At 70.5% G+C, this 15238-nt stretch carries 15 protein-coding genes; 3 read left to right on the forward strand and 12 right to left on the reverse strand.

The annotated features are described in order from the left end of the window. Positions 1-101: 101 nt before the first annotated feature. Complete coding sequence (locus WFJ97_RS07380) at positions 102-1220, forward strand: DUF4192 family protein (protein WP_336640996.1); 1119 nt, start codon at positions 102-104, stop codon at positions 1218-1220. Here WFJ97_RS07380 and lysS read toward each other — a convergent pair. Then, the gene (gene lysS / locus WFJ97_RS07385; protein ID WP_336640997.1) at positions 1213-2772 is read right to left on the reverse strand and encodes a lysine--tRNA ligase; all 1560 of its coding nucleotides are present in this window, start codon (positions 2770-2772) and stop codon (positions 1213-1215) included. The two genes, WFJ97_RS07380 and lysS, sit on opposite strands and share 8 nt — an antisense overlap. A 79-nt stretch (positions 2773-2851) precedes the next feature. Here lysS and WFJ97_RS07390 point away from each other — a divergent pair, with 79 nt between their 5' ends. Next, positions 2852-4669, forward strand: coding sequence for a DUF2207 domain-containing protein (locus WFJ97_RS07390; RefSeq protein ID WP_336640998.1), 1818 nt, complete (start codon positions 2852-2854; stop codon positions 4667-4669). A 218-nt stretch (positions 4670-4887) separates the two neighbouring features. Here WFJ97_RS07390 and WFJ97_RS07395 read toward each other — a convergent pair whose 3' ends face one another. The 10 genes from WFJ97_RS07395 to hpt form a co-directional block, all read right to left on the reverse strand. Beyond that, positions 4888-5580, reverse strand: coding sequence for a DUF2520 domain-containing protein (locus WFJ97_RS07395; protein WP_336641868.1), 693 nt, complete (start codon positions 5578-5580; stop codon positions 4888-4890). Positions 5581-5584: 4 nt separating this feature from the next. Further along, the gene (locus WFJ97_RS07400; RefSeq protein ID WP_336640999.1) at positions 5585-7504 is read right to left on the reverse strand and encodes a PH domain-containing protein; all 1920 of its coding nucleotides are present in this window, start codon (positions 7502-7504) and stop codon (positions 5585-5587) included. Then, positions 7501-8082, reverse strand: a complete 582-nt coding sequence (locus tag WFJ97_RS07405; RefSeq protein ID WP_247632930.1) for a PH domain-containing protein — start codon at positions 8080-8082, stop codon at positions 7501-7503. Before WFJ97_RS07405 ends, WFJ97_RS07400 begins: the two co-directional genes overlap by 4 nt. Continuing rightward, positions 8033-8515: a DUF3180 domain-containing protein gene (locus tag WFJ97_RS07410; RefSeq protein WP_336641000.1), complete on the reverse strand. Its 483-nt coding sequence runs from the start codon at positions 8513-8515 to the stop codon at positions 8033-8035. The genes WFJ97_RS07405 and WFJ97_RS07410 overlap by 50 nt, the downstream gene beginning before the upstream one ends. Further along, positions 8515-9051 (reverse strand): 2-amino-4-hydroxy-6-hydroxymethyldihydropteridine diphosphokinase, encoded by a 537-nt coding sequence (folK, locus tag WFJ97_RS07415; protein WP_336641001.1) that lies wholly within the window; start codon positions 9049-9051, stop codon positions 8515-8517. The genes WFJ97_RS07410 and folK overlap by 1 nt, the downstream gene beginning before the upstream one ends. Beyond that, entirely contained in the window at positions 9048-9434 is a 387-nt protein-coding gene (folB, locus tag WFJ97_RS07420; RefSeq protein WP_336641002.1) for a dihydroneopterin aldolase, read from the reverse strand. Before folB ends, folK begins: the two co-directional genes overlap by 4 nt. A gap of 44 nt (positions 9435-9478) precedes the next feature. Continuing rightward, entirely contained in the window at positions 9479-10282 is an 804-nt protein-coding gene (folP, locus tag WFJ97_RS07425) for a dihydropteroate synthase (protein WP_336641003.1), read from the reverse strand. Further along, positions 10279-10878, reverse strand: a complete 600-nt coding sequence (folE, locus tag WFJ97_RS07430) for a GTP cyclohydrolase I (protein ID WP_336641004.1) — start codon at positions 10876-10878, stop codon at positions 10279-10281. Before folE ends, folP begins: the two co-directional genes overlap by 4 nt. A gap of 2 nt (positions 10879-10880) precedes the next feature. Continuing rightward, a complete protein-coding gene (gene ftsH / locus WFJ97_RS07435; RefSeq protein ID WP_247623475.1) occupies positions 10881-12878 on the reverse strand; it encodes an ATP-dependent zinc metalloprotease FtsH in 1998 nt (665 codons plus the stop codon). 64 nt (positions 12879-12942) lie between these two features. Further along, a complete protein-coding gene (hpt, locus tag WFJ97_RS07440) occupies positions 12943-13494 on the reverse strand; it encodes a hypoxanthine phosphoribosyltransferase (protein WP_247623476.1) in 552 nt (183 codons plus the stop codon). A 103-nt stretch (positions 13495-13597) separates the two neighbouring features. Here hpt and WFJ97_RS07445 point away from each other — a divergent pair, with 103 nt between their 5' ends. Then, positions 13598-14194: a DUF937 domain-containing protein gene (locus WFJ97_RS07445; protein WP_336641005.1), complete on the forward strand. Its 597-nt coding sequence runs from the start codon at positions 13598-13600 to the stop codon at positions 14192-14194. Positions 14195-14214: 20 nt separating this feature from the next. On the opposite strand, the gene tilS is transcribed toward WFJ97_RS07445, so the two are convergent. Continuing rightward, complete coding sequence (tilS, locus tag WFJ97_RS07450) at positions 14215-15210, reverse strand: tRNA lysidine(34) synthetase TilS (protein ID WP_336641006.1); 996 nt, start codon at positions 15208-15210, stop codon at positions 14215-14217. Between the last annotated feature and the right edge of the window lie 28 nt (positions 15211-15238).

The raw sequence follows: 15238 nt of genomic DNA on the forward strand, positions 1-15238 counted from the left end.
GCGACCTCACTCCTCCTGCGCCGATCCGAAGGGCGGGGCAATCCCTCCACAGGCCCGGTTTTCCGGAACGGGCGGATGCCGCCACCGGGCACACTCGCCTCATGAACACCGTCCTCCGTGCCGCAGATTCCGCCGAGTTCCTCGGCATCGTCCCCCTCCTCGCCGGCTTCACGCCCCGGCGCAGCATCGTCATGCTCCCGTTCCAGGGCTCCCGCGCCTACGGCGCGATGCGCATCGACCTCCCCCGCGACGACGTGCCGCTCGAGCACTACGCGGATACCGCGATCGGCCTCGTCTCACGCGTGGCCGCGATCGACGCGGTCGCCGTCGTCGCCTACGTCGACGAGGCGGCTCAGAGCACACCGGACGGGTGGGTCCTCCCCCACGCCGTCGCCCTCGACGAACTGCTCGGTTGCGCCGAGGACGCCGGCCTCCGCATCGTCGACGCGCTGTGCGTCACGCCCGGCGGATGGGCGAGCTACCTCGAAGAGGAACCTCTTCTGCATCCCGTCGAGCCGGTGCGCGCCGAGAGGGTGCCCGGCATCGGAGACGTCTCGGGCGATCAGAACTCCGGTGCCGTGCTCCCCGTCGCCGATCTCGCGCAGAAGGAGCGCGTCGGGCGGGCCCTGCGCGACCTCTCCGAGCTGCTCGGGCGCCCGGCGTCGTCGCTGTCCGACGACGAGAACCCCGAGGCCCTGGCCGCCCTCGCGATCCTCGACGACGTCCCCGCGTTCTACGAGCAGCTGCTCGACTCCCGTGGCGATCTGCCGCCCTTTGCGGTCGCCGCGCTGCTGTGGTGCCTCGAGCGCCCCGTCTACCGAGACGTGGCACTGCTGCAGTGGGCGTCGGACCACGCCTCCGGTCGACGATCGCTCGGGGCGCAGCTCGACTTCGCCCAGCACGGCCGGTCGATCCCCGACGAGCTCGGCGACATCTTCCTCGGGCGCGGTCCGACACCCGACCCCGATCGGCTCAGCTTCGCCCTCGACGTCGTGCGCACCGCCGCGTCGCGCGCACCGCGTGCCGCCCGCCCCGCCCCGCTCACCGCGGCGGCGTGGCTCTCGTGGGCGCTCGGCCGGTCCACGCACGCGGCGCACTACCTCGACCTGGTGCGCGAGATCGACCCCGACTACGGACTCGCCGCGCTCGTGGGATCGATGATCCACGCCGCAGTGCTGCCGGAATGGACCTTCCGACGCACCGCGGGGCGGACTACTTGACCAGCGGGAAGAGGATGGTCTCGCGGATACCGAGACCCGTGATCGCCATGAGCAGGCGATCGATGCCCATGCCCATGCCACCGGACGGCGGCATGCCGTGCTCCAGCGCCCGCAGGAACTCGTCGTCGATCGGCATCGCCTCGACGTCGCCGCGCGCGGCGAGCTTGGACTGCTCGACGAAACGCTCGCGCTGGATCACGGGGTCAACGAGCTCGGAGTACCCGGTCGCCAGCTCGAAGCCGCGGATGTACAGGTCCCACTTCTCGACCACTCCGTCGATCGACCGGTGCTCGCGCACGAGGGGCGAGGTGTCGATGGGGAAGTCCATGACGAACGTGGGGCGCACCAAGTCACCCTTCACGAAGTGCTCCCACAGCTCCTCGATGAGCTTGCCGTGGGTCGCCTGGGCGGGCAGATCGACGCCGTTGGCCTCGGCGAAGGCGATGAGATCGTCGACCGGGTCCTGCGGGGTGAACGTGCGTCCGGCAGCGGCAGACAGCGACTCGTACATCGAGACGCGGTCCCACTCGCCGCCGAGGTCGTACTCGGTGCCGTCGGCCCAGGTCACCGTCGTGGAACCTGCGACCGCGATCGCCGCGTTCTGCACGAGCTCCTGAGTGAGAGCGGCCATCTGGTCGTAGTCGCCGTAGGCCTGGTAGGCCTCGAGCATCGCGAACTCGGGGCTGTGCGTCGAGTCGGCGCCCTCGTTGCGGAAGTTGCGGTTGATCTCGTAGACGCGTTCGATGCCGCCGACGACCGCACGCTTGAGATACAGCTCGGGGGCGATGCGCAGGTACAGCTCGGTGTCGAACGCGTTCGAGTGCGTGATGAACGGGCGAGCGGATGCCCCGCCGTGCTGCACCTGCAGCATGGGGGTCTCGACCTCGAGGTAGTCGTGACCGGTGAACGTGGCCCGCAGGCTCGCGTTCACCGCGGCGCGGGCGCGCACGGTCTGGCGGGCCTGCTCGCGCACGATCAGGTCGAGGTAGCGGCTGCGGACACGACCCTCCTCGCTCAGCCCGGCGTACGCGTTCGGCAGGGGCAGGATCGCCTTCGATGCGATCTCCCAGCCGTCGGCCATGATCGACAGCTCGCCGCGGCGGCTCGAGATGACCTCGCCGTGCACGAAGACGTGGTCTCCCAGGTCGACGTACTCCTTCCAGTCCGCCAGCGACTCCTCGCCGACGTTCGCGAGCGAGATCATCGCCTGGATACGCGAACCGTCACCCGCCTGCAGGGTCGCGAAGCAGAGCTTGCCGGTGTTGCGGCTGAACACGACGCGGCCGGCGACGCCGACCACGACGCCGGTCTCGGCTCCCGCTTCGAGCTCGTCGGCACCACCCTCGCCGTACTGGGCGCGCAGCGCCGGGATCGTGTGGGTCACCGGGACACCGACCGGGAACGCCCCGCCACCGGCATCCGTCCGCTTCGCGATCAGACGCTCGCGCTTGGCGAGACGCACGGCCTTCTGCTCGTGGATCTCGTCTTCGCCGAGCTCCGTGTTCGAAGGGTCGGTGGGGTTCTGCGCGGGCGCGGCGGACGCGTCGATCATTCGGGGCTCCTTGGAAAAGTCGTTCCAGTTTACCGAGGCCGTAGGCCGATCCGAGGCCGAGGCTGGGTAGCCTCGAAGAATGGCCGCCCCACGGATCCTCCGCGCCCTCGCCACCACCGCCGCCGTCGCCGGCCTCGTGTTGCTCGCATCGAGCCCCGCGAGCGCCCGAGCATCCGTCTCCGCCGACGTCGACGATTTCTCCTACGCGTCGTGGGACGCCACCTACACGGTGGGCGTCGACGACGAAGGCCGAGCCACCATGCACGTCACCGAGGAGCTCGTCGCCCGATTCCCCGACTTCGACCAGAACCGCGGAATCGTCCGCGGCCTCGCCACCTCCTACGAGAACGCGGGCATCGACACCCGCATCCTCTCCGTCACCGACGAGACGGGCGCCGACGTTCCCTACGAGACCGACACCGACGATGGCGTGCTCTACGTGCTCACCGGCGACGACGACTACGTGCAGGGGCTTCAGACCTACGTGATCGAGTACGAGATGCGCGACGTCGTCCTCGCCGCCGAGACCGGAGTCGACGAGTTCTACTGGGACCTCCTCCCCCTCGACAGCACGCAGGCGATCGAGTCCTTCCGTGCCGACATCCTCTTCGACGACACCCTGACAGCCGCCCTCACCGGCGCCAGCCGCTGCTACGAGGGATACTCCGGGTCGTCGGAGACATGCACGCTCGAAGGCCCGACGGACACCGCCGACGGCGCCCTCTTCCGCGTCGAATCGGGCGAACGCGCCGCCGGCGACGGGGTGACCGTCGCGATCGGCTTCGACGCGGGTACCGTCACGCAACCCGCTGCCCGCACCCCGAACCCGGTCACCGACGTCGCACCGATGTTCGCCGCGGTCGGCAGCCTGGGGCTGACGGTCGCGAGCTGGTTCGCCGTCTCGGCGGTGCGCAAGAGGCGACGCACCGCCACCGGCATCGTCGTCGCCCAGTACGACGTGCCGGATGCGATGCCCCCGCTGCTCGCGGCCGCGATCCTTCCCGGCGCGAAGGCCGTGATCCCCGCCGAGATCGTGCACCTCGCCGTCCGCGGCGTGCTCCGGATCGAGGAAGGCGCCGAGCCCGAGCGGCCGCGGCTGCGACGCCTTCCCGACGGACGTCTCCCCGACCAGCTCGACGCGGATGCGGTCGACAACCTGTTCCTCGGCACCGACGACACCGGCGTCGTCGACATCCCCGCCGCGAGCGAGACCTTCGCCGCGCGCATGGGCGTGCTGCAGGCGTTGGGCAAGAAGCAGGCCGAGACCCGCGGGCTCACCGTGCGCGAGCGCGCCCGCGGCGCCGTGATCCTGCAGTGGATCGCGATCGCCGTCGCCGCGATCGGACTGGCGGTGGCGATCTGGGGCGTCGCCACCGGTCGGGTCGGAGCGATTCCGGCGCTCGTGGTCGTCGCCTTCGGGGCCTTCTTCGTGCTCCTGGCGAGCCTCTACGCATTCTCGAAGCACGTCATGCTCACCGCGGAGGGTGCCCGGCAGTACGAGTATCTGCAGGGGGTGCGCGAGTTCATCCGCGTCGCCGAGGCCGACCGTCTGCAGATGCTGCAGTCGTACACGGGGGCGGAGCGCCGGCAGGACGGCAGCGCGAACGTCATCGTGCTCTACGAGCGTCTGCTCCCCTACGCGATGCTCTTCGGCATGGAAGACGAATGGGGCGAGGTGCTCGAGCACGCCTACACATACGAGCAGCGGGGTCCCGGCTGGATCGGCGACGGTCGCTCACCGTACCTGAGCACCTCACTCGCGGCCTTCGCCGTCTCCACCGCATCGGCATCGTCGTACACGGCCCCGTCGACCGGCAGCTCGTCGAGCTTCGGCGGCTCGAGCGGCGGCGGGTTCTCCGGCGGCGGAGGCGGAGGCGGGTTCTCCGGCGGACGCTGACCCGCTCCTCGCGCTCCCCTCACTCCCCTCACTTGTGAGGGGTCAAGACACGCCGCACCGCACGCCGCACTCGCGGCGTGTTGTGGCCCCTCGCGCTCGGGAGGTGGTCGCCCTGGCTTTCGGAAGCGCGCGTTCCCTGGGGTGAGGGGTCAAGACACGCCCTGCCCCACCCGCCCCTCGCGGCGTGTTGTGGCCCCTCACGCGTTCGCGGGCGCCCGTCAGAGCAAAGGCGGAGGATCGGATGCTTCGCGCAGCGCCCGTTCGACGGTGGACTGCACGAGGGCCGAGAGGTAGCCGCCGGGGTTGTCGATGCCGATCTCGCGGAGGCGACCCGTGGCCTGTCCGATGATCGAGCGCGAGAACTCGGTGGCCGTCTGAATCGCATCGGCGTAGGCGGCGCGATCCGCCTCGGCCACGACGACCGGCTCGCAACCGATCTCGACGGCGAGGGCCTGGGCGATCGGCAGGACGGCCGCGGGAGCGGTGACCGCCGCGAACCCCGCCCGCAACTGACGCAGATCGATCGAGGTTCCGGTGAACGTGATCGCCGGGTGTACGGCGAGCGGGATCGCCCCCTTCGCGGCGGCGGGACGCAGTACCTCGATACCGAAGGCGGGGTCGGTGTGCAGCACGAGCTGGCCGATCTGCCATCCGCCGACCTCGGCGATACCGGCGACGAGCGATTCCAACTGGTCGTGCGGCACCGCGATCACCACGAGCTCGGCGCGGCGCACGACCTCGAGTGCGTCGAGCACGGGCACGTCGGGCAGAACGGCCGAAGCCCGCTCGTCGTCGGATCCGCTCGTGATCCCCACGACCGCATGCCCGGCGCCACCGAGGGCCGCGCCGATGACGGGCCCCACGAGACCCGCGCCGATGATGCCGACGCCGAGGCGTCCGTCGCGCTCCACCACGTCACTCCTCCGTCGACGCAGGAGGTGCGGGAGGGGCGGCAGGCGCGGGCGGTGCCGGCGGCTGAGGAGCAGCCGACGCCGGAGGAGCAGGCGGTGCCGGAGCAGCAGGCGGCGCCGGAGCAGCAGGCGGCGCACCCGAAGGCAGCGGCGGAACCGGCGGTGCACCCGCATCCGCACCGGGCTGCCCCGCATACGGCGGAGGCACCGGCGCATACGGCGGCGGCACGGGCGCACCCGCGGCCGCGGCATCCGCTTCTCCTGCATGCTCGCTCCAGCGGTGCGAGGTGTCGCGCGCAGCCGCGGCAGCGGCCCGGCTCGAGACGTCGCCGATCAGTGCGAGGGCCTCGTCGCGATCGAGGCCCGAGAGGATGCCGTGGATCGGACCGGGAACCGTGTGCACCTGCGCGCCGCTGACGCGCTGCGCACGATCGATCGGTCCCTGCGAGAGCGAGACGCCCTGCAGCCGCGCGAGCGGGAACACCGCGAGCTTGCGCCACATGACGCCGCGACGCAGGATCAGGCCGAAGTCGGTGACCGTGTAGCCGTGGCGCTTCCACGAGAGCGGGCGACGCCATCCGGCGCGACGCGGCATGGTGCGGTACGGGTCGCCCTCGACGGGCCCGAGGATGCCGTGCTCCCAGATGAGCGGGATGTCGGCCGCCGGCACGTCGGGCAGGATCAGCCCGAGCACCCGCTCGACGTCTGCCCGCTTGCCGACCGGCAGCACGATGTTGAACTGCTGCGCGCTGCCCGACGACTGCTGCGCGGACCTCTTGCCGCTCATGCGGTTGATCTTGATCGACCACCAGCCGAACGGGCGCCACAGCAATGACTGCGTGACCTCGACCGCGAAGATACGGCCCGGGGGCAGCGTCTCGGTGACCGTCGTGAGCAGACCGTAGGTGATGCGCACGCCGTCGGGCGTCGGAGCGATCGAGTACCGGAGCGACTTCGAGATCTGCGCCCAGGTGATACCCACGACCGCGATGACGAGGGGGATGCCGATGCCGAGCGCGAGCCCCAGCGAGATGAAGCTCCCGCCCACGTCTCCGTCGAGCAGGGCACCGAAGAACATGAACCCCATCGTGATGCCGAAGATCAGCGCGAAGAAGACGAACCACAGCACGCCCGCGAGCAGCTGCGAGCCGACCAGTCGGCCGGTCGGGATCTTCACGACGCTCTCGGGTGCCACGTCTTCGAGATCGACGCCGGCGATGAGTCCCGTGACGCCGTGGTTCATCGAGTCGACGAGCTGGGCGCGGGTGGTCGTCGGCCCGGCGGGTGCACCGGATGCCGCGGCCTGCCGCGCCGCACGCACGCCCGACGCGAGGCGCAGGATGTCGGCGCGCACGGCCTCGGCCCGCGGGGTGGCGAGGTACTCGAGCTCGACGTTCGCGTCGGTTCCGGCGCCGACGACCTCGAGCTTGGCGAGGCCGATGATGCGCGCCGGGAACGGCCGCGTGAGGTTGACTCCCTGCACGCGGTCGAGCGGGGCGCGGCGGTGCGAGCGGAAGATGATGCCCTTGCGCACCTCGACGTGGTCGCCGGTGATGCGGAACTGCTGGAAGCGCCAGACGAACCAGAAGATCGCGACCAGCACGATCAGGAGCCCGAGCACCGCCAGAAGGGCGATGAGGATCAGGTTGTTCTCGAGCACCCAGTCGACCGGGTCGCCCGAGGAGTAGTCGCTGTAGTGCGTGTCGCTCGGCGTCGTGATGTTCACGAACCAGGCGATCACCCGGTCGCGCAGGTTCGCGACTGTGATGCCCGCGACGATCAGCAGCACCAGCCCGCCCTTGAACAGGGGCGTGAGCGGATGCATCCGATGCCATTCGCCGTCGGCGAGGTTCGACGAATCCGCCTTCCCGGCGGGCGCGGCGTCCGCCGGCGTCGGCGGGGCGGGGAACTGCGGCTCGCTCACAGGCCGGTCCGGCGGGTCTCGGCGACCTCGATGAGCGTGTCGCGCAGCGCCTCGGCCGCGGCCTGCGTGAGGCCGGGGATCTGGACGCCGGTGGTGGCGGCGGCGGTGACCATCTTGAGCTGCGAGATGCCGAAGCCGCGGTCGACAGGACCCTGCGTGATGTCGACGAGCTGCATGCGCCCGTAGGGCACGGCGATCATGCGCTGCCAGAGGATGCCTTTGCGGAAAACGATGTCGTCGGCGCGCAGCATGTAGCCGATCGCCCGCGCCTGCCGCGGCAGGATGATCATCGTCACGACGATCAGCAGCGTCAGCGCGGCGCCGGGGATCCACACCCAGCTCTGGTGCAGCACGAGCGCGAGCACGACGGCGGCGACGATCACGACGACGAGCAGGAGCGCGTTCTGCAGCAGCTGCGAGACGGCGTAGCGCGGCGAGATCTGGTGCCAGGTGCCGTCGAGCTCGAGGCGGGCCTCGCTGCGCGCCGTGCGGAGAGAGGTGTACACCCCCTGGTCGAGGGCGGCGAGGTCAGTGCCCTCGGCCGGGTTCAGGGGCGCGTTCTCTGGGCTCTGAGTCATCAGGATCCTTCGGCAGGGTGCAGAACTGTTCGGCGACGAGGGCGGCGACCACGAGCACGATTGCTCCCGCGATCAGGGCGATCATCGCCACTGTCGACCCTACCGGGGGATCGATCGGCCGTGTCAGGAGGAAGGCCAGGAGGCCGGCGCCGAAGCCCGCGAGCAGGGCTCCGAGCAGACTCGAGGAGCGAGCGAGCGTCGCGGCGCGCAGCGCACGGAACGGATCGATGCGGATGCCGGTGCGCACGCTGCGCCGCACCGGCCAGGCGACGGCGAGCGCCGCCGCCGCGATCAGCACGAGCAGCACGGGGAGGAAGATCGAAGGGGTGAAGGTCGCGCGCCCCATCGCCGTCAGCAGCTGATCGAGGAGGAACCCGAGACCGGCGCCGACGACGGCGAGGATGACGAGGAGCCCGGCGGAAGTGCGCTGCATCACTCCCCCTGCGCGCGCAGCGCGGCGGCGAGGTCGGCGATGCGGCCGTGACCTGCGAGCTCGGCGTCGGGGTCGATGTCGAGCCAGGGGTCGAGCACGAAGAGCCGCTCGAACGCACGCGGGTGCGGCAGCACGATGCGCGGGTCGTCGGAGACCTCGTCGCCGTACGCGATGAGGTCGAGGTCGAGGGTGCGGTCGCCCCACCGCTCGTGGCGCTCGCGCCCGTTCTCGTCTTCGATCGCATGCAGCATGCCGAGCAGGATCTCGGGGGCGAGACGCGTGGTCACCAGGGCGACCGCGTTCACGTAGCCCGGCGCGTCGGGGTCGGGCCCGTCGACGCGCAGGGCGACGGTCTCGTGCAGCGGAGAGAGTCGTACGTCGGTGACCAGGGGAAGGCGCGCGATGCGCTCGGCCGCGGCGGTGATCGTGGCGTGCCGGTCGCCGAGGTTGGCTCCGAGGGCGACGACGGCGGTGACCGGCTCGCGACCGGGACCCGGCAGCGGAACCTCGGGCGGTCGGGTGAGGTTGCGGCTCATGCGACGCCTCCTGCCGTGATGCGCCCGCGTGTGAGGACCACCGAGACGTCGGTGAACGTGAGGGGGATGGGGGCGTGCGGCTTGTGCACCGTGACGGTGACGTCGTGCACCCGCTCGTCGCCGAGGGCGGCGTCGGCGATGCGCGACGCGAGCGTCTCGATCAGGTCGACCGGCTCTCCCGCGACGATCGCCGCCACCTTCTCGGCCAACTCGCCGTAGTGCACCGTGTCGACCACGTCGTCGGATGCCGCGGCCGGGGCGAGGTCGAGACGCAGGCGCAGGTCGATCGTGAACTCCTGCCCGTCGGCGCGCTCGTGGTCGTACACACCGTGCCGGCCGAACACCGTCAGCCCGGTCAGCACGATCTCATCGAGGGAGTCCATCACCCCAGCGTACGCGGGAGCACCGACGACGCAGCGGCCGGCGCTCAGCGCCCTTCCCAGGCGTGCGCGATCGCGAGCGCGTCGCGGGTCGCGGCGACGTCGTGCACGCGCACCGCCCACACGCCGGCGCGCAGCGCGAGAGCGCTGGTCACGGCGGTCGCGAGGTCGCGACGCTGCTCGGTGACGTCGGCATCCGCCTGGCCCAACGTCTCGGCCAGGAACCGCTTGCGCGAGGTGCCGATGAGCACGCGGGGTCCCAGGGCGACGATGTCGTCGAGTCCCCGCAGCAGATCCCAGTTCTGCGCACCCGCCTTGGCGAATCCGATGCCCGGGTCGAGGATCACCCGCGACGGTGCGATGCCAGCCGCCGCGGCTTCGCCCAGGCGCTCCTGCAACTCTCCGGCGACCTCGCGCGCGATGCGATGGTAGTCGGCGCGGGCGTACATGTCGTCGGAGAAACCGCGCCAGTGCCCGATCGCGTAGTCGGCACCGGACTCGGCGACGGCGGCGCGCATCTCGGGATCGGCGAGCCCACCCGACACGTCGTTGACGATGCGGGCCCCGGCGCGCACCGCCGCCGACGCCGTCGAGGCGTTGATCGTGTCGATGCTGAGGGCGACGCCGGCCGCGGCCAGCTGCTCGATGACCGGGATCACGCGCGACTGCTCGGTGGCCGCATCCACACGCTCCGCGCCGGGACGCGTCGACTCCCCGCCGATGTCGAGCACTGTGGCGCCGTCGGCGCGCAGCTTCAGTCCCCGCGCGACCGCCGAATCGACGTCGAGGTAGCGTCCGCCGTCGCTGAACGAGTCGGGAGTGACGTTGACGATGCCCCAGATGCCGGTCACGAGAGCGCGCCGGACGACGGACCGATGAGGGCGATGAGTTCGGCGCGCGCGATCGGGTCCTCGTAGACGCCGCGGGCGGCGATGGTGAGGGTGGATGCCTCGGGCTGGCGTCCGCCTCGCATCGTCACGCAGCCGTGGCTGGCGTCGAGCACGACGAGCACGCCGCGGGTGTCGAGGTTCTCGGCGATCGTGTCGGCGATCTGCTCGCCCAGCCGCTCCTGCACCTGCGGGCGGGCGGCGAGGATCTCGACGACCCGCACCAGCGCACCCAGACCCACGACCTGCTCCCCCGGGAGGTAGGCCAGGTGGGCCCGGCCGGCGAAGGGCAGCAGGTGGTGCTCGCACACCGAACGGAAGCGGATGTCGCGCAGCAGCACCGCGCCCGAGGGCAGCGTGTCGGGGGCGGGCCCCCGGGTCACGCTGATCGTGCGCTCGAGCGGAGCCGCGGCATCCTCGCCGACGCCGCCGAAGAACTCCGCGTACAGCTCGGCCATGCGCGTGGGCGTCTGGCGCAGTCCCGGACGATCCGGGTCTTCGCCGATCGCCTCGAGCAGCTCACGCGTCAGCCGCTCGATCCGCGTCCTGTCGACGCCCACGATCAGGCCGTCGCGGGACGCGGGTTCGTGGCTCCTGACGGCTCCTGCGCGCGGGCGGTCGCCGAGGGCTCCTCGACGGATGCCGCGACCGGCACGACCTTCTTCGGAACCTCGATCGGCGGCACGTCCGAGACCGGGCGGTCGCTGCTCGACAGCCACAGCGGGCGCTCGGGGAGCTTGCGGATCTCGGTGAAGATCTCGGCGATCTGATTGTGGTCGAGGGTCTCCTCCTCGAGCAGCGCCAGGGCGAGACGGTCGAGGATGTCGCGGTTCGCGCTGATCACCTCGTAGGCCTCGTCGTGGGCCTGCTCGATGAGCGCGCGCACCTCGGCGTCGACGCGCTCGGCGACCTTCTCGGAGTACTCGCGTCCGCGGCCCATGTCGCGCGCGACGAACATGTCGCCGCCCTCGGATCCGAGCTTGACCGGACCGACCTCGGTCGTCATGCCGTACTCGATGACCATCTTGCGGGCGATGGAGGTCGCCTTCTCGATGTCGTTCGAGGCGCCGGTGGTCGGATCGTGGAACACGATCTCCTCGGCGACGCGGCCGCCCATCGCGTACGTGAGCTGGTCCTGCAGCTCGTTGCGCGTGACGGAGTACTTGTCTTCGAGCGGCAGCACCATCGTGTAGCCGAGGGCCTTGCCGCGCGGCAGGATCGTGATCTTGGTGACCGGGTCGGTGTAGTTCATCGCCGCGGCGGCGAGCGCGTGCCCGCCCTCGTGGTACGCGGTGATGAGCTTCTCGCGGTCCTTCATCACGCGGGTGCGACGCTGCGGACCGGCGATGACGCGGTCGATCGCCTCGTCGAGCGCGCGGTTGTCGATGAGCTGCGCGTTCGAGCGGGCGGTGAGGAGCGCCGCCTCGTTCAGCACGTTCGCGAGGTCGGCACCGGTGAAGCCCGGCGTCTTGCGGGCGACGACCTCGAGGTCGACGCTCTGCGAGAGCGGCTTGCCCTTGCTGTGCACCTCGAGGATCTTCTGACGGCCCTTGAGGTCGGGAGCGTCGACACCGATCTGGCGGTCGAAACGGCCGGGACGCAGCAGCGCGGGGTCGAGGATGTCGGGGCGGTTCGTCGCCGCGATCACGATGACGTTCGCGTTCGGGTCGAAGCCGTCCATCTCGACGAGCATCTGGTTGAGCGTCTGCTCGCGCTCGTCGTTGCCGCCGCCCATGCCGGCGCCGCGGTGACGACCGACGGCGTCGATCTCGTCGATGAAGATGATCGCCGGCGAGTTCTCCTTGGCCTGGTTGAACAGGTCGCGCACACGCGAGGCTCCGACGCCGACGAACATCTCGACGAAGTCCGAACCCGAGATCGAGTAGAAGGGGGCTCCGGCCTCACCGGCGACGGCGCGGGCGAGAAGGGTCTTACCGGTTCCGGGAGGGCCGTACAGCAGCACACCCTTCGGGATGCGGGCGCCGATCGCCTGGAATTTCGCGGGGTCCTGCAGGAACTCCTTGATCTCATGGAGCTCTTCGATCGCCTCGTCGGCGCCGGCGACGTCGGCGAAGGTGACCGTCGGGGTCTCCTTGTTGACGAGCTTCGCCTTCGACTTGCCGAACTGCATGACCTTGCCGCCGCCGCCCTGCATCGACGACAGGAGCCACCAGAACAGCAGGCCCAGGAGCACGAGCGGCAGGAGGAGAGAGAGGAAGCCGTCGAACCACGTCGCGCGCGGCACGGCATCGTTGAAGCCCTCCTTGGGGTCGGCGTCGTTGATCGCCGTGACCACCTCGTCGGCGCGGGCGTCGACGTAGTAGAACTGCACCTTGTCGGCGCCCTCGAACGGCTTCGAGAGCGTGAGGTCGACGCGCTGGTCGCCGTCGGTGTTGACCACCTCGGTGACGGTCGAGCCGCCGAGCAGCTTCAGACCCTCCTGCGTGGTGATCTGCTTGGGTGCCGCGATGTTCGAGACCAGCACGAACCCGAGGATCAGCAGCAGGCCGATCACCAGTACGTAGATCAGCGGATTCTTGCCGAGCTTCTTCACATCCATGATCGGATCAGCGTATCGCGCGCGTACTAGGCGCCTGCTGTGCGTTCACCCACGGCGTAGCGCGTCAGGAGTAGACGTGCGGGGCGAGCACGGCGACATCGCGCAGGTTGCGGTACCGCTCGTCGAAATCGAGGCCGTAGCCGACGACGAAATCGGTGGGGATGTCGAAGCCCACGTACTTGCAGTCGATGACCACCTTCGCGGCCTCCGGCTTGCGCAGCAGGGCGAGCACCTCGATCGACTCGGCGCCGCGCGACTCGAAGTTCTCGAGCAGCCAGCTCAGCGTGAGCCCCGAGTCGATGATGTCCTCGACGATGAGCACGTGCTTGCCGTTCAGGTCGGTGTCGAGGTCCTTGCGGATCTGCACGACACCGCTGGACTTCGTGCTCGCACCGTAGCTCGACACGGCCATCCAGTCCATCGGCGCGTGGAAGGGCAGCGCCCGCGCGAAGTCGGCCATCACCATGACCGCGCCCTTGAGCACGCCGACCAGGATGAGGTCCTTGCCCGCGTAATCGTCGGCGACCCGCAGGGCCAGCTCGTCGAGCTTGGCGAGGATCTGCTCCTCGGTGACGAGGATCTCGGACAGGTCAGCCTGGATTTCCGTGGCGCGCATGGATCGATTTTAGGCGATCGATGACGCCGCTCTCCCCCTGCCCCGGCATCCGCACTACTCTGAGCCGTGAGACGGGCGGAAGCCCACCGACGGAAGGATTCCCATGGCTCTCGACGACATCCTGAAGCAGGTCCCGATCGACGACATCGCGAAGCAGCTCGGCGTCTCACCCGACGTAGCGAAGACCGCGGTCGAGCAGGGCGGTGCGGTGCTTCTCGGAGGGCTCGCGAAGAACGCCTCGACCGACGAGGGCTCGGCGGCGATCCAGAAGGCGCTGAAGAAGCACGAGGGCACGGGCGGCGCCGCCTCGATCAAGGATATCGATCAGGCCGACGGCGACAAGATCGTCACGCACATCCTCGGAGCCGAGGAGAAGAAGAAGGTCACCGAGAAGCTCACGCAGTCCGACAAGACGGCGGGCATCGACTTCGGCAAGCTCCTGCCGATCCTCGCGCCGATCGTGATGGGTCTGATCGCGAACGCAGGCAAGGGCAAGAGCGGCTCCGCCTCGACCGAGTCGCAGGGCGGCGGCGGAATCGGCGACATCATCGGCGGTCTGCTCGGCGGCGGCAACGGCAACTCCGGCGGCGGTGGCGTCGGCGACATCATCGGCGGTCTGTTGGGCGGCGGCAACAAGTCGGGCGACGGCGGCATCGACCTGGGCAGCATCGTCGGCGGCCTCTTCGGCGGCAAGAAGTAACGGGCGCCGCCCGCCGCAGGTCAGGTGCGCGCCGTGAAGACGATGCGCCCACCGTGGCGGGCGGCGGCGCACCCGGGCAGGTCGATCGGGCCCTGACCCGACCAGTCGGTCACCAGGCGCGCGACCTCCAGCGTCTGCAGCCGGGTGAGGCTCACCCCGAACTCGCTGTCGACCACGAGGCGGATCACGCGATTGCGCAGGGCCGCGGGGTTCGCGGCGAGCGCCGCGACGCTCACCGAGATGCCGGCTTCGGCGTGCTCGACGATGTCCTCGATGGTCTCGTGGATCATCTCGTCGAACGCCTCGGCGTCTTCGCGCAGCTGTTCGGCGGTGCGCGCGAGGGCCTCGGCGATCCCCGGCCCGATCTCGGCCTCGAGCACGGGCAGCACGTGCTCCCGCACCCGCACCCGGGAGAAACGATCGTCGAGGTTGTGGGGGTCGTCCCAGACATCGAGAGCGGATGCCGCGCAGAAGGCGCGCGTCGTCGTGCGACGCACCGCCAGCAACGGGCGCATCCAGCGCACGCGGTCGTCGTCCTCCCGGACGGGCGCCATGCCCTGCAGGCTCGCGGCTCCGGCGCCGCGGGCCAGCCCGAGCAGAACTGTCTCCGCCTGGTCGTCGAGCGTGTGGCCGAGCAGCACCGCTCGCGCGCCGACCTCGTCGGCGACATCCCGCAGCGCCCGATAGCGCGCGTCCCGCGCCGCCGACTCGGGGCCGTCGTCGGTCGCGTCGTCGACCTCGACCCGCACGACGCGGGCTTCGAGACCGAGGGCCGTCGCCTGCTCGGCGGCCCGCGCGGCGACGGCATCCGATCCCGCCTGCAGGGCGTGATCGATCGTGACGGCGGTCGCTCGGATGCCGAGCTTCGGCGCCTCGAAGGCGACGGCGGCGGCCAACGCCAGGGAGTCCGCTCCCCCGGACAGTGCGACCACGACGGCGGCACCCTCGGGCAGATCGGCCAGTGCTGTGCGCACGGCGCGGCGGATCTCGGCGATGGCGGGGTCGAGTGACGGCATCCCTCCACGCTAGGGCACGGCATCCGCG

The sequence above is a fragment of the Microbacterium sp. USHLN272 genome (assembly GCF_037149655.1).
GTDB classification, from domain to species: domain Bacteria; phylum Actinomycetota; class Actinomycetes; order Actinomycetales; family Microbacteriaceae; genus Microbacterium; species Microbacterium galbinum.